At 38.6% G+C, this 23,314-nt stretch carries 20 protein-coding genes; 12 read left to right on the top strand and 8 right to left on the bottom strand.

Annotated elements, in window-relative coordinates:
- Positions 1-66: 66 nt before the first annotated feature.
- From HCR01_RS02000 to HCR01_RS01950, 11 genes are all read left to right on the top strand, one after another.
- On the top strand, positions 67-780 hold the full coding sequence (locus HCR01_RS02000; protein ID WP_193193995.1) for a helix-turn-helix domain-containing protein: 714 nt from the start codon (positions 67-69) through the stop codon (positions 778-780).
- A complete protein-coding gene (locus HCR01_RS01995; protein WP_193193993.1) occupies positions 683-3,457 on the top strand; it encodes a peptidase domain-containing ABC transporter in 2,775 nt (924 codons plus the stop codon). Before HCR01_RS02000 ends, HCR01_RS01995 begins: the two co-directional genes overlap by 98 nt.
- Positions 3,458-3,506: 49 nt before the next feature.
- Positions 3,507-5,030, top strand: a complete 1,524-nt coding sequence (locus HCR01_RS01990; RefSeq protein WP_193193991.1) for an HlyD family efflux transporter periplasmic adaptor subunit — start codon at positions 3,507-3,509, stop codon at positions 5,028-5,030.
- Positions 5,031-5,265: 235 nt separating this feature from the next.
- Positions 5,266-6,060, top strand: coding sequence for a CPBP family intramembrane glutamic endopeptidase (locus tag HCR01_RS01985; RefSeq protein WP_226889034.1), 795 nt, complete (start codon positions 5,266-5,268; stop codon positions 6,058-6,060).
- A gap of 390 nt (positions 6,061-6,450) precedes the next feature.
- On the top strand, positions 6,451-7,149 hold the full coding sequence (locus tag HCR01_RS01980; RefSeq protein ID WP_193193987.1) for a YhfC family glutamic-type intramembrane protease: 699 nt from the start codon (positions 6,451-6,453) through the stop codon (positions 7,147-7,149).
- 428 nt (positions 7,150-7,577) lie between these two features.
- Positions 7,578-7,778, top strand: a complete 201-nt coding sequence (locus HCR01_RS01975) for a hypothetical protein (protein WP_193193986.1) — start codon at positions 7,578-7,580, stop codon at positions 7,776-7,778.
- A 39-nt stretch (positions 7,779-7,817) separates the two neighbouring features.
- Entirely contained in the window at positions 7,818-8,027 is a 210-nt protein-coding gene (locus HCR01_RS01970; RefSeq protein ID WP_193193984.1) for a hypothetical protein, read from the top strand.
- A gap of 222 nt (positions 8,028-8,249) precedes the next feature.
- Entirely contained in the window at positions 8,250-9,425 is a 1,176-nt protein-coding gene (locus tag HCR01_RS01965) for a phosphotransferase family protein (protein WP_193193981.1), read from the top strand.
- A gap of 26 nt (positions 9,426-9,451) precedes the next feature.
- A complete protein-coding gene (locus HCR01_RS01960; RefSeq protein ID WP_193194245.1) occupies positions 9,452-10,576 on the top strand; it encodes a T3SS effector HopA1 family protein in 1,125 nt (374 codons plus the stop codon).
- Positions 10,573-11,589, top strand: coding sequence for an aldo/keto reductase (locus HCR01_RS01955; protein ID WP_193193979.1), 1,017 nt, complete (start codon positions 10,573-10,575; stop codon positions 11,587-11,589). Before HCR01_RS01960 ends, HCR01_RS01955 begins: the two co-directional genes overlap by 4 nt.
- Positions 11,590-11,594: 5 nt before the next feature.
- Entirely contained in the window at positions 11,595-12,359 is a 765-nt protein-coding gene (locus HCR01_RS01950; protein WP_193193977.1) for a peptidylprolyl isomerase, read from the top strand.
- A 269-nt stretch (positions 12,360-12,628) separates the two neighbouring features.
- Here HCR01_RS01950 and HCR01_RS01945 read toward each other — a convergent pair whose 3' ends face one another.
- The 7 genes from HCR01_RS01945 to HCR01_RS01915 all read right to left on the bottom strand — a co-directional run bounded on the left by HCR01_RS01945 (position 12,629) and on the right by HCR01_RS01915 (position 21,885).
- The gene (locus tag HCR01_RS01945; RefSeq protein WP_226889031.1) at positions 12,629-13,579 is read right to left on the bottom strand and encodes a sensor histidine kinase; all 951 of its coding nucleotides are present in this window, start codon (positions 13,577-13,579) and stop codon (positions 12,629-12,631) included.
- A 280-nt stretch (positions 13,580-13,859) separates the two neighbouring features.
- Positions 13,860-15,473: a cyclic peptide export ABC transporter gene (locus tag HCR01_RS01940; RefSeq protein ID WP_193193973.1), complete on the bottom strand. Its 1,614-nt coding sequence runs from the start codon at positions 15,471-15,473 to the stop codon at positions 13,860-13,862.
- Between the two features lie 196 nt (positions 15,474-15,669).
- Positions 15,670-16,374: a DevA family ABC transporter ATP-binding protein gene (locus tag HCR01_RS01935; RefSeq protein ID WP_193193971.1), complete on the bottom strand. Its 705-nt coding sequence runs from the start codon at positions 16,372-16,374 to the stop codon at positions 15,670-15,672.
- A gap of 234 nt (positions 16,375-16,608) precedes the next feature.
- Entirely contained in the window at positions 16,609-17,904 is a 1,296-nt protein-coding gene (locus tag HCR01_RS01930; RefSeq protein ID WP_193193969.1) for a glycosyltransferase, read from the bottom strand.
- 48 nt (positions 17,905-17,952) lie between these two features.
- Complete coding sequence (gene devC / locus HCR01_RS01925) at positions 17,953-19,140, bottom strand: ABC transporter permease DevC (RefSeq protein WP_193193966.1); 1,188 nt, start codon at positions 19,138-19,140, stop codon at positions 17,953-17,955.
- Between the two features lie 219 nt (positions 19,141-19,359).
- A complete protein-coding gene (locus HCR01_RS01920) occupies positions 19,360-20,235 on the bottom strand; it encodes a sterol desaturase family protein (protein WP_193193964.1) in 876 nt (291 codons plus the stop codon).
- 465 nt (positions 20,236-20,700) lie between these two features.
- Positions 20,701-21,885, bottom strand: coding sequence for an HlyD family efflux transporter periplasmic adaptor subunit (locus tag HCR01_RS01915; protein ID WP_193193962.1), 1,185 nt, complete (start codon positions 21,883-21,885; stop codon positions 20,701-20,703).
- A 553-nt stretch (positions 21,886-22,438) separates the two neighbouring features.
- Here HCR01_RS01915 and HCR01_RS01910 point away from each other — a divergent pair.
- A complete protein-coding gene (locus tag HCR01_RS01910) occupies positions 22,439-22,612 on the top strand; it encodes a hypothetical protein (protein ID WP_193193960.1) in 174 nt (57 codons plus the stop codon).
- A gap of 202 nt (positions 22,613-22,814) precedes the next feature.
- Here the strand turns inward: HCR01_RS01910 and HCR01_RS01905 are convergent, their stop codons facing one another.
- Positions 22,815-23,312: a DUF427 domain-containing protein gene (locus HCR01_RS01905; protein WP_193193958.1), complete on the bottom strand. Its 498-nt coding sequence runs from the start codon at positions 23,310-23,312 to the stop codon at positions 22,815-22,817.
- Positions 23,313-23,314 lie beyond the last annotated feature (2 nt).

The following is a 23,314-nucleotide window of genomic DNA, read 5'->3' as shown; positions in this document are numbered from 1 at the left end:
GGATATTCAAGGAATGTTTTTAAGCAATGAATATTACTTGATCATGTCAATTGCTAATTTACAATTATGTCACATCATCAAGGAACCTCTAACGCCCAGAATTCAGTACCCTTTAAAGGTAAGTTTCTGAATGCGTTTCAGCGTAAACTGTTGCAAAAAAGTATGCAAGAGGATTTACCTCAGTTCTACCACCAGCGTATTGAAATTATGTTGTTGGCGGACGAGGGTAAATCCCAAACAGAGATTAGTCAAATTTTGGGATGTTGTCCAGCGACAGTGCGCCATTGGACACATATAGCGCGTGCTGGGATGGCGCACCAGTGGCAGGACTGTCCAATTGGTGGCCCTAAGACAGTGAATCAGGAATATTTGGAACGATTGAAAGAACTAGTAAACCATAGCCCTCGTGATTACGGCTATCCTTTTACGCGCTGGACAGGGAATTGGCTGAATAAACATCTGTCGAAAGAATTTGGAATTGATTTAAGCGATCGCCATATTAATCGTTTGTTAAAACAGATGGGCTTGTCCTGTAAACCAAAGCCTAATAAAGAAAATAATACCTCTGTTCAGACAAAAAATTCCAAAATCCTGATTTGCGATCTGGAATCTCAACAGATGCCGATTACTAACGATTTTTTACCTGTTAATTCAGTAAAATTAAATACTAATTCAGACATTCATGGCGGAAAATCTATCCGAGCAATTAATTTCTTTGCAACAGCTCAGCCACACTTTAGGCTGTTCTCTTGCCGCAGAGGAATACCAACATTGTCTTAAACAAGTTAAAGTTCTCAAGCCGAAAGTAGGAAAGTTCTGGCAAGGTGAAGTTGCATCCGGTATTTACATCGTGACTGCTGGCAAGGTGAGGTTGCTAGATGAGGCAGATGAGTTAATTGCCACTTTAGAGACGGGAGATTCCTTTGGCGAATTCACTTTGTTTCCGAAGGCTGAGTTTGAGCCTTACATGGCTAGGGCTGCGATTAATCTGCACTTGTGCTTTGTTCCTAGTGAAGTGTTGTTGCCATTGATGGCTAAGTATCCACAAATCCGAGAGCAATTGTCAACTCAAGCGCAAAAACGCGTTGGCGGAGCCTCTAGCAGAGAAGCGGCTTGTCCTCAGACATCGCATAGTTCCCTATTAACTAGCTCTAATAACTCTCCAGTAGCGATCGCAGTTGAATCTAATAATGATAGTTCGTCAACGCCAGCGTTAGAGCCAAAGCCACAGAAAAAAATTAGTAAAGCTTACATACCCACTCCCACACAACGAATCGGGCATCTATGGCAAAGGGTGATTAGGCGCTATCCTTTTTTTGCCCAACAAAGTGCATCAGATTGTGGTGTAGCTTGTTTGGTGATGGTGTCTAGATATTGGGGGAAACAATTTAGTATCAATCGCTTGCGTGATCTCGCCAATGTTAACCGTGACGGTGCATCCTTGCGTGGATTATCGGCAGCAGCAGAAAGTATCGGCTTCACTACACGACCGATAAAAGCAAGTCTTGACCAGCTAGCGAAGCAAAAATTACCTGCAATTGTCCACTGGGAAGGAAAACACTACATTGTTGTCCATGAAATCAGCCAGAAAAAGGTCGTTGTAGCAGATCCAGCCATTGGTCAATGCACTCTCAGTCACGCTGAATTTAAAGCTAATTGGACTGGCTATACACTACTACTACAACCCACAGTCTTGTTCAAAGATGCCAAAGAGACAACAACAACAACATGGCAATTCTTTGAATTAATGAAGCCTCATGGCTTAGTAATGTTGGAAATATTCATCGCTTCCGTATTTATTCAGATATTTGGGCTGATTACCCCACTATTTACCCAGTTGATTTTAGACAGAGTGGTAGTACAGCGATCAGAACTCACTCTAACAGCGGTGGGCTTAGGATTGGTGATGTTTAGCCTCTTTCGGGTAGCGATGATGGGGTTACGGCAGTATCTACTTGACCACACAGCCAACAGAGTCGATTTAGCGTTAATTGTTGGTTTTATCGGTCATACTCTGCGGCTACCTTTAAAATTCTTCGAGTCGCATTATGTGGGGGATATCGTCTCTCGCGTACAAGAAAACCGGAAAATTCAACGCTTCCTTTCTGGTGAGGCGTTGTCTATTCTGCTGGACTTACTCACGGTCTTTATCTATGTAGGATTGATGTTTTGGTACAGTTGGAAAATGGCGTTATTGTCATTGGTGATTGTGCCGCCTTTTTTCTTGCTAGCGTTAATTGCTACACCTTTTTTACAGAAGATTTCGCGGAAAATCTTTAATGCCTTTGCCAGTGAGAGTAGTTATCTAATTGAATTCTTAACTGGTGTGCGGACAGTTAAAGCTACAGCAGTGGAACAAACAGTACGTTGGCATTGGGAAGAGTTACTAGATAAAGAGATAAAAACTAACTTCTCTGGACAAATTATCAACAATCGTCTGCAAATATTTAGCAATACAATTCAAGCAATGGCAACCACGCTCTTACTATGGTTTGGGGCACATTTGGTGATTCAAAATCAGTTAACTATTGGGCAACTGGTGGCATTTAATATGCTACTAGATAATATTATTGCACCCTTCCAAAGATTAACCGTATTGTGGAACGAATTGCAGGAAGTTGTAATTGCAGTAGAACGCATTAATGATGTATTAGATGCAGAACCAGAGGAAGACTTAAACCATCAATCACGGCAATCTTTACCACCAATTCAGGGGGAAATTTGCTTTAATAACGTAACATTCCGCTATCACCCTGAAAGCGATATTAATGTCTTGGAAAATCTGAGTTTTATCCTAAAACCAGGACAAACGGTTGCAATAGTGGGACGCAGTGGTTCAGGAAAGACGACGATTTCTAAATTAGTTTTGGGGTTGTACCCGCCAACGGATGGCAAAGTGTTGATTGATGGGCAGGATATTAACAGTATTTTCTTGCGTTCTTTACGTCAGCAGGTGGGAGTTGTTGACCAAAACACCTTTTTGTTTGGCGGTACGATTCGGGAAAATATTAGTTTAGGACATCCTGAAGTAAGTTTGTCAGAGGTTATTGAAGCAGCAAAACTAGCGGGCGCTAATGAATTTATTAAAAACTTACCGATGGGTTATGAAACGCAGATTGGTGAAGGTGGAGGGTTGTTGTCTGGTGGACAACGCCAGCGAATTGCTATAGCCAGAGCTTTATTAGGCAATCCTCGGTTATTGATTTTAGATGAGGCGACTTCTCATCTTGATACAGAATCAGAAAGAATTATTCAAAAGAATTTGAATACAATTCTCAAAGGACGTACCGCTTTGGTTATTGCTCACCGTCTTTCAACTGTGCAGAATGCAGATTTGATTTTAGTGCTAGATAGAGGCATGTTGATTGAGAGCGGAACTCACTCAGAGTTGATGGCAAAGCGAGGGCATTACTTTTATTTGAATCAACAGCAGTTGAATATGGCAGTAGAGATGTAGCACGCTAAGTTTCTACAACCCAAAATCCAAAATTTGTTCAGGAGAAATCATGCCAAATACATTGAATGGATCAGTTACTAACAACATCCCCGATAATCAACAGCACTCTCAAAATTTAGCCTCTTCGGTTACAGCTACTTTAACTAATGATTGGTCTAATGTAACTAAGGAATCACTCGATAGCTTTCCTAAAGTTTGGACAAGAGGATTACTATATTTTTTGGTGGTATTTGTATCTATCATTTTACCTTGGACAATACTGTTTAAAGTGGATGAAACGGGTACAGCTAGAGGGCAACTTGAGCCTCAAGGAAACACAGTGAGACTGGATGCTGCTGTAGAGGGAATAGTTACAGCAATTAGGGTAAAAGAAGGTGATGTAGTTAAAGATGGACAGACATTGTTAGTGCTGGAATCAGAATTAATTAATGCAGAATTACGGCAGGCAAAAGATAAATTAGAAGGTCAATTAAATCGGCGATCGCAGTCAAATTTACTAAAAAATCAATTGGCTGTAGCTTTGGCGACACAACGACAACAAAATCAAGCTCAAGAGTTAGAAAAGCAGGTTCAAATTGACCAAGCGCGACAAAGCTATCAGACTATTATGAATTCGTATAATTTGCAAAAAGAAGAAAAAATAGCTCAAGTTAATCAAGCAAAAACGACTCTTGAGTATAATCAAGATGTAATTAAGTTAGCAGAGAGTAGTTTAGCAAGTGCCCGGAAAGAAGTTGAAAGATTTAGTAAGTTAACTCGTGAAGGAATTGTTTCAGAAATTCAAGTCGTAGACAAAGAAGATATCGCTAAAGAAAAACAAAAAATATTTGAACAAAACAAGTCAGATATTCAACAAGCAAAGTTACGTTTTGCAGAACAAACAAGTAACTATCAACGCAGCATTCAGCAAGCCAAGGCAGATATTGATCAGGCCAAACTGCGATTGGAAGAACAAGAAAGGAGTTATCGAACTTTGACTCATTCTGGTAAGTTGGCGGCATTAAAAAGCGAGGAGCAACTAAAAAATCTGACAGCAGAAATTACTACACTCCAGGCAGAAATTGCTCAAACTAAAATTCAGATTAACTCATTGGAGTTTCAATTAAAACAAAGAGTATTAAAAGCCCCTGTGAGTGGTACGGTGTTTAAGTTGCCAATTGAAAAGGCAGGGTCTTTAGTGCAGCCTGGTACAATGGTTTCGGAGATAGCGCCGATAAATTCGCCTTTAATCATACGGGCGCAAATGCCAACAGATGAAAGTGGTTCTTTACAGAAAGGATTACCAGTTAAGTTAAAGTTTGATGCTTTTCCATTTCAAGATTATGGAGTAGTAGAAGGGAAATTATTAGAAATATCTCCTACTACCATACAAGTAGACACACCTAATGGTAAAGTATCAGCTTACGATTTAAAAATTGCCTTGAATCAAAATTGTATTTTTACAGCGAATAAATGTGCTGATTTGCGTCCTGGTGATACAGCGACGGTAGAAGTAATTGTGCGCCAACGCCGGATTATTGATTTTATTCTTGACCCATTTAAGAAATTACAGCAAGGAGGAGTAAAATTGTAGTTTCATATTGTCTGATTAAAGACTACAAAGCTTGTTATATCTATTGACCAGCCTTTTTATCGCAATTATCACGTAAGTTTTTTATATCAAATGTTCATGCACAATATCAAAATTAATCACAATAGGTAAAGTGATGAATAGAAACATAAAAAAAGCTTTGTTATTTATTGTTTTTACTTTCCTAAGCAATTATCTTCTGATAGCTCTTTACTTTGCACTAGGCGGGAAATGGGTCATGCCTAACGCACTGATTGTCACTGCGGTTTATATGTTTATACCTATGCTTATTGCTATCATTACCCAGAAATTGATTTACAGAGAATCTTTAAAATCTTTAGGGTTATCTTGGAAGTTAAATAAGTGGTTTTTGGTAGCATGGCTACTACCTTTGATAATTGTATTTGCTACTTTAGCTATTAGCTTACTGTTTCCTGGCGTTGAATACTCTCCAACCATGTCAGAGGAATTAGAGCGGATTAAATCTATCGTTACGCCAGAAGAATTAAAACAAATCCAAAGTGATTTAGCTGCTGTGCCAAGCTATGTTTTGATATTGACAAGAATACTGCAAGGTTTGATTGCAGGTGTGACAATTAACGCAGTTTTTGGTTTTGGTGAAGAATTAGGCTGGCGAGGACTTTTGCAAACAGAACTTAATTTTATGGGTTTCTGGAAGTCATCAGCAATTATCGGTCTAACTTGGGGAGTATGGCACGCTCCATTAATTTTGCAAGGACATAATTATCCTCAGCATCCTCAAATTGGTGTGCTTATGATGACAATTTTGACTTTATTATTATCCCCTATATATAGTTACATCAGAATCAAATCAAAATCAGTTATTGCGGCAGCTATTATGCATGGCACAACTAATGCACTTGCTGTACTCCCTATTTCGCTGATTAAGGGAGGAAACGATTTAACGGTTGGGATAACTGGGTTAGCAGGACTGATTGCGATCGCCATCGTAATTATAGGTCTTTTCGCCTACGATTATTTCTTAGCTAAAGAGCCTGTAATGTCAAAGTAAAGGTTGCGCCATAACTTAATCAGGTTAGTTGGGATATGAGAACCCCGGTTTATTCAAAAAACCGGGGTTCCTGGTTTGCGTTTAGAGGATATTTGTAAAGTCTAATTTATGAGGAAGATTGAAGACATCACTGTAACAGTGTTGTCCAAAAAATTCTTTTCGGTAATTTCACACCTTGCAAGAATGGCACTAAAATGAGCATAAATTCTTCATTTAACGGGCTTTTAGGTGTAAGGCGTTGAGAATTAAGAACTAGGATGCATTGCAAATTTATCAACTCCTACACTCTACCTCTAGCCTCCACAAAGATTTCAAAACATTTTATGAAAAGTCAGGATTTGAGGTAGTTCTAATCAATTAAGTAAAAACAGTCACGACAAGGGACACTTAATGTCAACACCAACAGCAACGTCTTTACCTAGCTTTCGTCAATTTATTTTGGCAACACCATTTTATCTCCTGATTCCAGTGGGGTTTGGTTTACTGCCTTTGATTTGGGGTAAAGAACTACTTTGGAAGTTAGTTGGTTTGGGTATTGTTGCATGGATTGTTGCGCTTATACTTAGGGGCCCAGTAGCACTGATAGCAAACAAAAAAGCTAGTTCAACCGAAGTAGGTCAGCGTTGGGTGGTTCTCTCTTCAGGGCCAATAGAAGAGTTAATCAGATTATGTACGCTAACACTAGTAAGCAAGGACTTTATTTCTGCCTACTCAATTGGTCTAGGTTGGGGAGGAATTGAAGTGGCGTATGCTGTTTTAAGCGGATATTTAATTACCACACTCATCCATAAAAATGACGAAGAAGCTATCCAACTTAGGGAGTATCTTCAAGAACTTGGTATGCTAACGGAATCAGCACCTTTTTTAGGAATAATAGAGCGTTTTTCTGCTACTGCATTCCACATTGGTTTTACGCTTTTATTAGCAAAATGGTCTCTTTTCATTTTTCCTGGTTCTATCATTCACAGTAGCTTCAATCTAGGCACTTTTATGATGCTGCGGTATAACCCTATAGGTGTTCAAATAATTATTGCTGTAATTGGGATAGTATTTTTCTTATTGGGTTTATCAGTATTCGTACAACTCTGATGAATAGCTGAATTACTGCTGAGCATTAGTCTATTTTATTAAATGACTCTTAATTAAGAATAGTAAAAGTAGCGTTATGAAACAACATACAGCAGATTTCAGGTAAATGAAGTATGTAAATAAAACCCGAAACCCTGTAGAGACGTTACATGTAACGTCTCTACCTATGTATTATTCATGAATATGCCAACTGCTGTATATGTTATTTAACCCTGATTTAGCCAAACTAAATCTATAAAGTTGCTTTTTTATTAAAATTAAATTAATAGATGCTTTTTGGATTTCAAGAGACATGAATAATTCATAAATGTCTGAAATAGATACTTAAAAATATTGATTTTAAAAGTCAAAAAATGAATACTTGTTTTTGTCTGGAACAACTATGAAACCAGACAATCTAATACTTTAGTTTTCAGGAGTATCTGAAAATGGCTTGCATAAAAATCAATAATCTAGCACCAGCTGGATCTGACTTATTCAAGGGTTCCGAAAGCTTTCTGAATGAGCTAACTGAAGAAGAACTTGGGGTTTCAGGTGGTGCACGCGCTACCGTAACCATAACTCTCACTTATACAGTGACCTTGACTCGGACTTACTCTTACACCTGGACTCGCACTCGGACTTTCTAGTCACGGCTGTAATTTTTTGAAAATTAAGGAGAATCTAAAATGGCTAACATCAAAATCCACAATCTTAGACCAGCAGGTTCCGAATTATTCAACGATTCAGAAAGCTTTCTGAATGAATTAACTGAGGGTGAGATTACCACTGTAGAAGGTGGACTTGTTAGTTTAACTCTCACTTATTCAGTGACAGTGACTCGGACTTACTCTTATAGCTGGACTCGTACTAGAACTTTTCCCTCTAGACTTCCATAGTCGATAAGTTCGTCTAGCATTTTGCTAGCTGTAGTCTTTATTTTCATAGACTACAGCTATCTTAAAAGACATGACTGTTACATTTATGTCTTAACTAACAGCTAAAGAAAATTGATTTTTAAACTGCGATCGCAAATACTTGTATCTAGTACACATAATCTGACTGACCTTTGTAAAATCTGATAAATCTTGTCAAGGCTTAAGTCCAGTGAAGGTTAAATTATGACATTTCGGTTAACCACTCAAAATGTTTTTGAGTATTTATGCAAGCAAGGTATTTGCATAGATGAGGATTTGCAAGGAAGCACTGAACGGATCTCTGGTAAAAACTTCAATCTGCTAATTACTTTACCTAGTAGTCGTAAACTCTTTGTTAAACAGGAACGTTACGATCGCGAAGGAAACGCAGCAGGTGAATTTCAGCATGAATGGCAGTTTTATGAGCTTTTGCAGCGCTTCCCAGAGTTACAGCACATTCATCCCTGGGTTCCAGAAATACTCCACTTTGATGCCAATTACTCAGTCCTTGTTTGCAGTTACTTGGATAGCTATCGTGATTTGTCAGATTTTTATGCTAAGGAAAATGTCTTTCCAACTGAGCTTGCAGCTACTTTAGGAAGTGTGATAGCTACAATTCATCGTGCAACGCTAAACCGTCAAGAATACAAAGATTTCCTGACTCAACATTCTCAAGATGAGTCTATTTATCGAGTTTCTGACTACACTCGAAGTTTAGATCGGGTTGAACCAGAAATTTTTGGCACGGTTCCGGTGGATGGTATCAAGTTTTTTGTTCTCTATCAACGCTATGAAAGCTTAAGACAAGCAGTTGCAGAGCTAGGTGCAAGTTCCGAACCATGTTGTTTGACGCACAATGATCTAAAGCTAAACAACGTTCTTTTATATCGAGATTGGGAACAATCTCTCAGCCAGAATGCACCATCTAGTCCTAATCTTGTGCGTGTTTTGGATTGGGAGAGGTCTGCATGGGGAGATCCGGCGGCTGATTTGGGAGCAATGATTGCTAGCTACCTTCAACTTTGGTTAAACAGCTTAATTATCACTAAAAATTTGAGTATTGAAGAATCTGTGCAATTAGCAACGGTTCCATTAGAAAAAGTCCAACCTTCTATTGCCGCTCTAACTCAAGCTTATTTGAAGAACTTCCCAGAAATTCTAGACTGTCGTCTTAATTTCTTGCAAAGAGCTATTCAGTTTGCTGGATTAACCTTAATTCAACAAGTTCAGGCAGGAATTCAGTATCAAAAAACCTTTGGAAATATGGGAATTGCCATGCTTCAAGTTGCTAAGTCCTTGTTATGCACTCCAAAACAATCAGCGCCAACGGTTTTTGGCAAAGCGATCGCTGAATTTCCCTCTGCTATTTTTCTTAGCTAAGTTCTTTTCGTTTCAACTAGATCATGATCAAGCTGCTGGATTCTGTACATAGTCAAATATTGGATGATTTTACATCCCACCTGCAAAGTTCTCTGCAAGATATTGTCAGCAAAGTTAAAATTGAGTCCAACTTTTGTATTAGCCATCCAGATTACAAACCTTTAAAACTACCAGATCAAATGGTAGAGCGTCTGTATCAGTTACCTTCTGATATGCAACACAAGCATCTCACTCAACAACTGAGCAATTTTCTTTACGGCATTTATTACAACGCTTCTTTACGTTCTGTTCTTAGACCAGATACCAATTCAACAAATTATTTGCTGCTTGATCAAGAGCCAGAAAACAAGACTTTTTTAGGAGTTGACCTAGAATTTTACGAGCAATTGCACAATAGCAATAGCGGTACTGGCTACTTTGATCCTGGTTGGTCTGTGGTTAGGCAAGAAAGCGATGGACAACTTGCAGTCCTCAAACAAGAGCTGACCCTACATATTGAACGTAGTAGACATTTACAATTAGCTGACCAATCTGCTGCTGTTGGTGAACAAGTAGCTATTAAGATGCCTCAGAATTTTGTGCAAAACGGATTCTACATGGCAGTTGGGAATGCTGGCCCAGATGACCATCGAAATCCAGATGGAAATTCTGGGACTGTACGCATCTACTTTAATCTCACTGCTGAAGGTGCAGTTGCGCTAATGGCTAATTTGACGCGACAACTGAATGATTTGTTTATTCCCTTCACTTTCAAGGCATTGTATAACCCAGAAGATTACGTGCGATACGACTCAGCTGTGCTCTACTTTCAAAAAAGCAATTACTTGAATGTCCTGCCAACTCTGCAAGCTATTTACATAGAGGAAATAGCGCATTTTAAAATAGAAGTTCCTCTATTCACCAAACAACTAGCACCAGGACTAGGACTGGCAGAGGAGCCAGACCAAAAATTCTCTACACAAGAAAGCTTTGGCACTAACCGCTGTCAAATTGTTGCTAATGGTTTGTTGGATGCTTGGCTTGCTGGGGATGAATCCTCGGAAGGACGCATCAATAAAATCCTCCAACATTTCTCTCTTTTGGGAATAGACTGGCAGCGTGCTTACCTAAATGCCAGTTCTGAAGATATCTACACACCATTAGAAGTATGAAAATATTTGATCTTCCTGCGAAATCTTCGTCGGTGCTACCAAATGCATCCAATCATGTAGTTAACGAGTTTTCAAACTCTAATTTACCGTTTTATCGCAAACTTGGACGAACCGATCTCACAGTCAGTTGTTTAGGTATTGGAGGTGGTGGTAGTATTTCCAGCGAGGATACTCTTTATGCCTTCGATCAAGGAATTAATTACTTTTTCTACTCCAGCGATTTACATCACTATATCTATAGTCCCATGTCTGATGCTCTACGACAGTTATGTGGTCGTAGTTCTTCAGTGCGGGAGAAAGTAGTTCTAGCAACTGTGACTTACCTCAAAGGTACAGAAGCGGCAACAGCTGCTCTGCTAGACCAGTTTACAGAGCTAAAAATGGACTATATAGATGTGTTTTTTTGGGGTTGGATTGGCCATAATGATGGAGCAGTTTTTGAAGATAGTATGCATACCTCTCGCGACTTGAGAGGTTCTAATAGCATTTATCATCGTCTGATTGAAAGAATGATTGGCACTTCAGAACGCATGAAGAAAATGGGTATCGTTCGCTACGTAGGTGCTTCTTTTCATGATCTCAATCTAGCTCAGCAGTGGGTAGACAGTCCTTTACTTGATGTGGTGATGGTCAGACACAATGTCGCTCACCGTCATGCTCAGGATTATGTCTTCAAGCATCTGGATGCTAACAACCCTCAACGACCAGGGGTTGTAACATTTAAGTCTGCTGGGATGTTGAATCCTCTTTGGGAAACTCCCGCAGGTTTACCAAAAGATTGTTGGCAACCTTCAGTTCCCGATTTATACCGCTACTCTTTGAGCCAAAACTGTGTGGATGTTGCCTTGATGGGCCCGGAAAAGCGGGAACACATAGATGCTGCGATCGCAGGTGTTAAAGAAGGCAAACTGAAGCCGAATGAAATTGATTATCTCAACTTATATGGCGATTTACATCGCGATCGCTTGTCAATTGAAGAAGTATCACCTCAACGACTCATCTACCAAGCATAAGAAACATGAAAGACAATTCTGCAACAATATCACTACCTAAAGTATTACCAGCAACAGATGAAAAAGTTATCCAGTATTTGCGCTATTCATGCAAATTTGCAGAATTTGCTGATTTAGCTGAGCGAGATGCTATTGTTTTGAGCGTTTGTGAACAGTTTGGTATTACTGTTTCTGAAGACGAGTTGCAAGCGGCAGGAGATACCTTTCGCCAAGAATACAAATTGCTAGATGCTGCTGAAACCTTTAGCTGGTTTGACCAGCAGCGAATTGCTGTACAAGATTGGTCTCAAGGTATTCAAGTAGCACTGCTAACGAAAAAGCTCAAAGAGCATCTTTTTGCAGACAACGCCGATTTTTTTTATTTGCATAATCGCGATAACTGTAAACGTGTTGCTCTTTCTCAAATTTTAGTGCGCGATCTCACAACTGCTTTGAAAATAATCCAACAGATCAAAGAGGATAAGGCTTTTTTTTGTAGCTTAGCACTAGAGCATTCTCAGGGTAAGCAGTCAAAAGAAAGTGGTGGCTTCGTTGGTGTTCGTTTCCTGGCAGAACTGTTATCAGAACTGGCACAAGCTATTGTCAATGGCAAGGAAGGAGAAGTGATCGGCCCAATTCAGACAAAACTGGGCTACCACATATTGAAAATTGAAAAGTGGTTTCCCAGTGAATTTAATGAAATTAAAGAGCCAATTTTGGAAATTATGTTTCAAGCATGGTTGAAAGAACAAAGTGACTCTAACTTTGAGACTCTAATAAAGAACAACTGACTTTAAAATACACTTTGCCCTACTGTATTACATTAATTACTACAGTTGTAAATTTTAAAAAAGCTACTAGCTTAAGAGCTTTTTGGGAATTTTTTAATTGTTACAGAAAGAATGCATATCTGTGTAATTAATTTCTTTATCTACAACTGTAGTACTAAATACTTGTATAAACTCTTAATCAAATAAATTATTAGTTTATCAAACAATATCATCGATTTATTAACAAAATTTTAAATTTCATATTTTTCTCTGCTTCAAGTTATGCAACGCTAATTCTCGTGTAATGGAACCATCACCTGAATACAAGTACCTTTACTTGGCTCAGTGTTAATTTTCAGATCACCACCTAGTAATTGCACCCGTTCTTGTATTCCCCGCAGTCCAAATCCAGAACGAGGAAGCTCACTATCAAAGCCTCTACCATCATCAGTTAATTCCAAGATAATAGCAGAAACAGTAGAGTAACCCCGTAGCATTACACAAGAAGCATGAGCGTGTTTTTGAACATTAGTAAGTCCTTCCTGTACAATGCAATAGAGTTGATGGCTAGTTTGAAGAGGCAATTTTGGCAGATTTACATCCACACGAATTGTAAAGCTTTGATTTTGTTTTACCTGTTCTACTAAAGTACTCAAAGCTTGATTAAGATTAAAATCTTTTGAGCGCATTGTTTGTACTGCAATGCGTACATCTTGTAAGCATTGTTTTGCGAGAATTTTGGCAGTATCTAGAGCCTGTATAGCTTGTTCGGGTTTGCGCTGGCGTAATCTCTGTACTAATTCTAATTGCACATCGAGAGTAGTAAGCGTGTGTCCCAGAGAATCATGGATTTCCCTAGCAATGCGGGTGCGCTCCAAAGTTGCTGCTAAGACTTCTACTTCTTGAGCAAGAGCAACTGCTTGCTGACGGCTTTTTTGTTCTGCGAGTACAACAAAGCTCATTAGAATTACAAACACACTAGCTGCTAAATAGTAACCAACATCTTGAATTAGAGAGTCTATAATAATTTGCTTAGTGTCCTCCGCAGTTGGAGGACTAACAGAACTCAACCACTCGATTGCTCTAGGAAAAGTCGAAAACGATATGAGACTCCAAGCTAATCCTGTAGCTATTACGGTGATAATTACATCTTTGCGTCCCAATAAAAAGCAACTTTTGGCAATAATGATATGGATTAAGATTGTATCTAGATTAAAACCAATTAACCTGATGGATAGCAATAGTAAAATTTCTAAAAAAATATATGCCCTTCTCTGATTAATATTGTGCTTTATTGGAAATATTAGGCTTAATAAAGCAAAAGCAAATATAAAGGGTAAAATTACTATTTTAGGTGTATTTGGTAAGTAATAGATAGCGCTGCTTGTTAAACAAATAAAAGTAGTAACAAGTAAAAGTGTCCATTCAGCATATAGGATAGTACGGCGAATAGAAGGAAAAGTGTTCTTAATTTCATTCATCGGTATTAAATTAGTAAATTTTTATTAGTATAATTAATTGCTACCTCTCAACTACCTTGCCATAATCTAGCTTAATTAGTTTATCTGCTAAATAAAAATAGCGATCATCATGAGTAATTGCCAGTATAGTTTTGCCTTGATGCTTGAGTTCTGGTAAAAGCTGTTTGTAAAATATCTCTCGAAAGTAGGGGTCTTGATCGGCAGCCCACTCATCAAATAAATAAATTGGGCGATCTTCTAAGTATGCTGTTAGAAGTGCCAGTCTCTTACGTTGCCCGTGAGAAAGATTTATAGTTGATAATGAACCTTCCTTAATCTCAACTTTATGTTCTAATTGAAGCTTTTGTAAATACTCAAAAGCTTCAGCATTCAGATTATCAGAACTAATACCAAAAAACCTTTCAAATAAATAAAAATCAGAAAAGACAGTAGAAAATAACTGACGGTATTGCTCTCGGTTATTGTCTGTTATTGGTTTACTATTTAGAAGAATTTCACCTGACTCTGGAACATATAAACCTGTAATTAACTTGGCAAGTGAGGATTTACCACTACCATTGCCACCAATAATAAAAATCACACTTCCTGGACGGAATGTTAGATTAATCGGCCCTAATAAAAAATTTTTGGCTTCACCCTCTCGAAGATATGAATACTTTACGTCAACTAGTTCCAGACTGTGAAAAGCTGGTGTTAAATTAATGGATTCGTTTAAAATAACTTCAGAACGACTGGCTAGAGATAATCCTAAATTTTTAATTTTATTGATTGCAACACTTCCCTGGATTATCTGCGGAAACATCTGTAAAATGTTTGAAATTGGATCGTTTAAAAAAGTTATTACCAGAGCATATCCAGACAGTACTGTTGTGTTAATTCCTGTAAGCTTTGGAATAACAAAAAGCAACATACCCATGATACTAAAAAAGAACAGTTGGCCAAGATAAGAGGTAAATCCTAGAAGGGTAATACTAATGACGTTGTAACGCCGTCGAGACTCTGCTGTGATTTGAAATTCTTGTGTCACAAAGGCTTGACGACGATAGCTGTTTAGTTTGAGTTCTTTAATACCATCTATGATTGTTTGAAAATGTCTGAACATGTAATCTTGCTGTTCGCGGGCAAGTTCCATCAATTTTTCAGACCTTGTGAGAAAAACCTGAATTACTGCGACTGCTAGCAACAGAAAGATGAATATACTAAGAAAGATTTGCCATGAAAGAATGCTTAGGTATGCTAAACAACCAATAATTAGCGCAAAATCAATAAATAAAAATGGCAAAACGATCGCAGAATCAGAAATTTTGTCTACATCATCTGTCAAAGTTGCTAGCAACCTACTAGCTCCCAGTTCTTCTAGATAACGTAAGGGACAAGCCAATATCCAATCTACTAGACGTTGCCTAAGTCTCACAACAGCTGATTGAGATAGGCGAACCAGAAAATATTGAGAAAGTGTCCCTGTAATCATCATCACAATTATCAACTGAATAAAATTCCAAAGAAGTTGATTGTCAATTGGATGATTAGCATTAATAGTGTCGTTAATCAGGGCAATAAGTAAAACACTACAAGCACCACTAATAGTACCTAAAATCAGAGAAATTATTATTAAACGCCAGGAAGTACGAACTAAAAACCAGATGAGATTCATATTATTTACTTGGGAAAATTAGGTAAACCATTTTACTTAAAAATTACTTTTTGCTTGAGAGAAAAGGAAATCTATAATAATGGCAAAATTCCTGTAAAACTTTGTAAATATCAAAGTTTAAAAAGCTGAGTCTTTCCCATATAAGCTGATGAGTTATAAATTCATTTCCTTAATTTATAGATAGCCATAAAATAAGTCAGATTTCCAATTGCTTAATGCGACCATCTTCCATGTGGATAATCCGATCCGCAATATCTAAAATCCGATTATCGTGAGTAACAAGTAGAATAGCGCACTTCTGTTCCTTTGATAGTCGCTGCATAATATCTGCCACATCTCGACCAGATTTACTATCAAGAGCAGCCGTTGGTTCATCAGCTAAAACCAACTTTGGCTGACTCACTAACGCACGAGCGATCGCAACTCTTTGCTTCTGTCCACCAGAAATGTTTTCTGGATAGTAATTCACTCGCTCTCCTAAACCCACTGCTTCTAACATTGCCACAGAGTATTCTTTACGTTGACTCCCAGAAAGATTTTCGTGTAGCTTTAATGACATAGAAACATTTTCCCAAACAGTTAGACACTTGAGCAAATTATGCGCCTGGAAAATAAAGCCAATTTGACTCCGAACTTGTATAAGTTTCTTTTTACTAGCAGCCTTCAACTCCTGACCCAAAACCTGTAAACTACCTTCTTGCATTGAGCGTAATCCACCGATCAAGGTAAGCAACGTTGTTTTACCACTACCAGAATGACCAGTCAAAATTACAATTTCTCCTGGATTAACATCAAAATTAATATCCATAAGTACGGGTTTCTGCAAAGCTCCATTGCCAAAACTATGATTGAGATTACGAGTAGAAATGACAGGATTAGGTTTTAATAAAGTTGCATTCATTGTTCAAGACTCAGAAATTATTCAGCTTTCCAATTTTGATGATGAATAAATCAAGATCACAAAACTAAAAAGTGCAATAGTTTAGGTAACTTTCAAGAAATACATGGACATTGGATAGTTGCTTTTGATGATTGCCAAGTATAGGTTGAGGAACTTATTGGTTCCGTTAGCAATCAGGGGATATTTTCTCAAAGAGGTTTAAAAGCTATGACACTTATACGGCAAGGATTTTAACTACCTTGTCGTCCTTTCAACTGTTGAGCAATTTAGACTGAGGTGTTTTTCAATCGCATCACAGGTAGTTTGTACTCCTTTCTCCGACTGAATGCGATTTCGCACTTCTAATGCTTTCACTTTGTATTGAGGTTGAGTCAGCAATTTGTTTAGCTCAATTGTTACACGATCCGCGTGATACTGTTTTGGCTTGAGCATACGCCCCACACCCAAGCGAACCAGGCGTGCCGCAGTATCGGGTTGCTCATACTCGTATGGTACTAATAACATCGGAATTCCAGCCAATAATGCCTGTGCTGTCGTACCCATCCCGCTTTGATGGACGATTAGCGCAGCACGAGGAAAAATTTCCGAATGTGGTGCATAATTGACCGCAACTATACCCTTTGGTAGTGGCTTTGATGGTAAATTTTGCGTGTTATTACCAACTAGCAAAACGGCGCGATAGCCTAACTTTTGAGCAGCTATCACACTCTGAGTATAAAAATTTTCTGCATCCGCAGCGTAAACTGCTGAAGAACCTAGCGTAAAAACAATGGGTGGAGAACCAGAATCTAGGAATTCTGCCAGTGTTGGAGAGAGTTCTTGATTAGGAAGTTGGCTGTCAAAAGTGAAACCCGTGATTTGGGTATTGACAGGGTAATCGGAGCGCCGCTTTGCTATCACGGGTGAATATAATGCTAGTACTAGTTCTGGCGAAAATAGGTCTGAGAAAAATGTATTTCGTTTGACTCGTGGTAGTCCTAACTCTGCCCGTAACTGAGAAATATGTTTGTGTATTAACAGCACGGACGCTATAAAAGACACAAAAAATGTCATCAACTCAATAAAAGCACGATTCACCCAGGCGAATGGCGTTATTCCCAAGTAATCTTCGGCAACGTAAAACGGATCTGCAACACAAGATATCCAGCGCATCCTGGTCTTTTGAGCAACGAGTGGTGCAACAACAACTGTGCAGTTGATAGATACCAACAAATCGGCTCCCTGGACTGCTTTAATCAAATCGTCATATGTTTGTCTTTGGGTTGAACAGAATAAGTCCATTAAGCTCTGATCATGAATAAAAGGATCTAAAAGCAGGCTTGTCCATTCCGCACCCATGCTAGGGGGTATTTTAGGACGCAAGGCATGAAAGCTAACGCCAATTTCTTCTACTTTAGAACGATAACCTTCGGTAGTAGCAATAACAACGTGATGTCCACGATTTTGTAGTTCGAGTGCAATTATCATTGCTGGATATAAATCACCAAGAGTGCCGAAAGCTGTTAAAACAATTCGTTTGTGACTTGTCATATTTTTGGGTAGCTCTAAACTAGTAAAACAGAGTATGAATACGCAAATTCAAAAAACATCAGCTGGGTCAGCAGAACGAAGTTTTCCTGAAGCGATCGCCGCAGACATAACACACATAACAATGGTGAGAATGAAAACAGTCGCTACTATTTCAGCATTCATGATCAATTCTAAGCGCGTCAGATTACCAAGAAAGCCGTACATCCAAAAAGAGACAGCAAATCCAGGAAGAAATCCTAATACGGCAAGAATAATTGCTTCAGAAAAAATTACTCCTAGGAGTGCGATATCAGAATAACCTATTGCTTTGAGTGTTGCATACTCTGCCAAGTGATCGTTAACATCAGCGTAGAGAACTTGATAGACAATTACAACCCCTACAATAAACCCCATAATCGCACCAAAACTGAAAATTGGGCCAACGGCAGTGGTTTCTTGAAACTTTAATTCTTTTCTAATCAGTTCTTCATGGGTATATGCTTTGATGCCAGGAACATTTGCTTCAATTGCTTTTTTAACTGCTTTTATATCAGCGTTATTTTCTAAATTTACTACTCCAATACTGACTTGATTTAGAGCACTTTGTCCAAACAAATTTGTATATGTGGCTTCACTCATTATCAGATTACCTGAACCTAAGAAAAAAGAATTTCCCAAATTAAATAGCCCTATAACAGAAATCCGGCGATTGTTAAGTACAGCAGTCACATTGCCTTTATTGGTAAAGAGTCGGGGAATCGGACCAAAGTCAGGTTTAGCCATACGATCAAATAAAACACTATTAGGGATATTAAGAAGAGATTGTTGTTTAATAACCTCTGGAATAGAAAATACTTGTTGCGAAGGGTTAAAGGCATAAACGCGGGCTTCAAAAGATTTTTTTTGCTGAGAATATGCCCAAGGCGTCCCCGTACTTGTATAAACCGGAGTAGTGTTAGTAACGCCTTTTATTCCTGCTGCTTGATATAAACGAATGAGATCAAAACCATTAGAACCTATAAATTCTGTAGTTGAATTTAGTAAGAATAAATCCCCTTTCATACTTTTGGGTAAAGCGGTTGCCCCACCACTGAAAAGTGACAAGAAACCTAATTGCATAAAGATTAGTACGTTAGCAAAAGCAATTCCACCCATTGCTACAGTCAGGCGAACTTTTTGATGAGATAGTTGTGCTATGGCAAGGGGACGCTGATCTACAAATTTATCAAGAAATGATTTAAATCCAGAAACTTTCATGAGGTAAGAAGTAAAAGGTGACATATCCAAAAATTTTCAACAGAATGTAAACAATAATCGTACATAAATGCTTTTGTAAATGTATTACTAGCAAACATGTAATTGCTTCATAGAGACAATTTGAAAAATTTGTAGCTGTTCTTGAATGCTAGATACAGCTACAAGCAGTTAATAGTTGATAACCCTACAAATCAATTAGATGTTTGAAAAAAATAACAGTTAATCACGCTTGTCCATAAGTACTTTAGGCTTCCACTCTGGAGGCCCAAATATACTCTGAGACTTTTCCATAAAACCTTGAGATTTTCTGAATATGGATAAAGTTCTCAAGTGTTCAATAAAGTTAATCTTGAGTGGATTATGGGTATTGACATTTTCAGTAAGTCCGTAAACAACTTTTTCGGTTTCAGGCTCATATGTTCCGAATAACCTATCCCAAATTATCAGTATTCCACCGTAGTTTTTATCGATATACTTCTGATTTGAACCATGATGAACTCGATGAAGAGAAGGGGTATTTAATATTCCATCTAGGAATCCTAATTTACCAACTTTTTGGTTATGTACCCAGATTTGGTACAATGCGACAATTTGACCAGCTAAAATGCATTGCAAAGGATTGAAGCCAAAATATACTGCGGGGATTAATAATGTCCACAAAGTAAAGTCATCAAACCATCCTTGTCGAACTGATGTTGAAAGATTGAAATCAGTGGAACTATGGTGTACATTGTGATTCATCCAGAACAATCGTACTCGGTGTTCGGTTCGATGCAGCCAGTAGTACGATAAATCCACAATCAATAATGCTAGAATCCATGTCCACCAATTCACTTCAAGTTTGAAGAGACTTATATTTGAAAAGAATAAGACTCCAATTCCAGCAACAATTTTTCCAGCAGTACTACCAATGATCTGGTTCCCTACACTAACACCAAAGTTAGCTAAAGTTTCTTTGTAATCTCGCTTTTTCTTAGCACAAAAGTCGATAAAAACTTCAACAATCATAATTACCAACATAATTGACAAGAACAACTCTAGCTGATTGATAATTACGTTAGAATCAGTAAACTGATATGCAATGTACTCGTTCATAACCTCACTCTTCCTCTCGAATTACACTTAATTGACAAGAACAATTACCTTTAAGCAATCACCTGAAAATCCATTTCATCCCTAAGAGTTAAACTTTACTAAGTAGCTAGGCGTAAATAAATTCAAGCTTGTAGTCGGGACTTTAGTCCTGATAATCCTTGTTTTGAGCGATAAATCACGTACTACGAACTAGGATTTTATTTGATTTTTAATTATGCCTACCTACTTAGAATCGGTCAAATTTTCATCAAATCAGTTTAAACTGATTGTTTTCCTCATTAGAGACTTTAATAAATGGTTTTGATAAAAATTACTTCAGTCTGCTGACTTGCTATAAAATTAATCTTTGTCAGAACAAGACTAACGTAAAAAGGATAATATTCTAGAGGAAAATCGAATGATAATACTGTGTAAGAGTGTTTGACAAAAATCAAAAAAATGTCTATTTTTGTTAACAGCTAGCAGCTAATTTTTAGCACTTACTTGATTTATTTGCTGTAAGTTAAGTTTCACTCTGACTTGCATGTTTGTTAGTCCAGCAACTTTGGGATTATCCTGTTTATCAATCCGGACTTTGACTGCAACAATACGTGCATTTTGATCAGTGGTTGGACTGTTGGCAGCAGCAGCGTCTTGGAGTGATTTCCTACCGATTTGTAAACCAATATATTCGACTGCGCCACGAATTTCATTTGGAAAACCGCCATACTCACTGGTAATAGTTGCCCGTTGTCCAGGACGGACTTTGCCAATATCAGTCTCGGAAATTTCGGCAACTGCAAACATGTGGTTAGTCTGAGCCAATTCTACAATGCCTTGATCTGTGTTAACTTGCTCGCCAATGCGAGTGTTAATTCTCAGAATTTGTCCCGCTATGGGCGCTCGTACCTTAGTATTTTCTAAATCTGCTTTTCTTTGCTCAACTGCAATCCTAGCTTTCTCAAATTGCAACTGAGCAATCTTGATGTCTACTGGTCGTACCTCTAGGAGTTCTGCTAGCCTTTCTTTTTCCTGGGTAATTTCTGCTGAGAGGGTTTTTGTGGTTTGTTCTAAGTCTGCTTTTCTCTCAACTAGAGTAGCTTGGGCAGTTGCTAGCTCACGCTGTGCTACATCTCTATCTGCACGAGAGATTGCTCCTTGGTTCGCTAAAGTTTGCCGCCGCTCAAAAGTTAGTTGAGCTTCATATAAAGCTGCTTCTGCACTAGAAATCACAGCTTTTCTTTGCTGGACTTCTGTATCAACTTGTGCTTGCAAGCGTGCGATCGCCGCCTCTTGCATCCTCAGTTGTGCTTTCTTGGCTTCTCCTTGCTGCACTTTCGTTAGTTCTGCTTTTCTGAGCTGCATCTCTGCAAGAGCATCTCTTAAGGCAGCTTCACTACTATCAATACCCTGCAAAATTGCAATTATCTGATTTGCTTTTACAAAATCACCTTCCTTAACTAAAATTCGATTAACGCGGCTGTCTTGGGCATTAGCTACTGAAACTTTAATTACTTCACCTTCAGGTTCAATCCGTCCCAACGCCACAACAGATGCAACAGGAGCAGGTTTTACAGAAGTGTCTGGGGTAGAGTTCTGCTGTGTGGCATTACAAGCAGTACACACACTAACTATGCTTAAAATAATTGTTAATCTCTGTAATTTTCCCATTATTAACAAAATAGGTATTTTGCAAGATATCTCATATAAAATCTGCGTAGTTACAAATTTCATATATTTTTACTTGCAAATTCAACTTATGATTTAATGCTAATTTAAAAAATCTGTTATTCTTATTGCCTAAAGTCATCTAAATTAATGACTTTAGTCATATAGGTCGTATTAGGCTATCCCACATTTACGGCAAGTTTTATCTGAATAGACCACAGTAGGGCGGACATTACAATGCATTGGTGTCAACTTCAGCTCAAACACTCAATTTCCAGTAGTTTCAGATCCCCCAACCCCCTTCAAAAGGGGGCATTCGATTCTAATTCCCCCCTTAAAAAGGCTACGGTGTACACACATCTCTGTACAAAACCAAAATCGTTGTATATCCTCCTAAATCCCCCTTAAAAAGGGGGACTTTGAGAGGTTTTTGCCCCCCTTTTGAAGGGGGGTTGGGGGGATCAAAAGCCTGTGGGGCAACTCTAAAAGACTTGTGTGTACACCGTAGCTTAAAAAGGGGAGCCAGCGCGGTCTTCTCCCAAGGGGAGACGCAATCATGCGATGGGGTCTCCCCAAGTGGAGCGACTGGCGTGGGTTAGGGGGGATCTCAAGTCTCAGTGGTACATCGAAAAACTTTGAAATGCTTATCAGACTAGGCTTTCACGTTAAGTTGACACCAATGATTACAATGTCCACCCTACAAGCAAGAAATATTGGCATTACTGATTAGGGGTATGAATTTATCTCACCCAGAGACGCAGCGAAAAGTTCTGTTCGCCTCCGGTCTCCATCAGGAGAAGGAGGATTAGCCCGACCCAGGAAACTTTTCAAGACAGAGGCGCAGAGAGTAAGAGTTTGAAAAAGCGAATTTTTAAATTTCATACTTCAGTTCAGCAACACCGAAATATTTGCTGTAAAAAACTGAATTAGGCTCACCATCCCCAAGAGCCAGGGCCACCTTTGAACGGCCCGACGATATCGCTAGTTACCCAACCGCCGTAAAAGTTACCTGGTTGCGGTTGTACTTGTTCGCCATTGACATAACAAGCATCCATGAGATGAACATAAAAAGCTACGTAGTCTTTAATAGATGCAAAGTCTGGTGTGGGATTAGGGTAGAACCAAGCAGCATTCTGAACTGTCTTATCATCTACATTAATTGTGTAGTAACCCGCTCGTCCTTTCCACTCGCAAAAGCTAGATTGCGGTGTCAAAAGCAGATATTCCATTTTGATATCCGCAGGAGGTATGTAGTAAGAGGGTGGATGACTAGTTTCTAAAACACGCTTGGCGCTGTGGGTATCTGTAATTATTACGCCATTAAAAATAATCTGGATATGTTTATTTGTGTCCTCCAAACGAGGGGGACGAGGGTAATCCCAAACTGATTCTTGTCCGGAAGCGGGTTCGATGCGTTGAGGGTAGACCATTT

The organism is Nostoc sp. MG11 (assembly GCF_014904695.1).
Taxonomy (GTDB): domain Bacteria; phylum Cyanobacteriota; class Cyanobacteriia; order Cyanobacteriales; family Nostocaceae; genus Komarekiella.
This window is presented reverse-complemented; position numbering and strand designations above follow the sequence as displayed.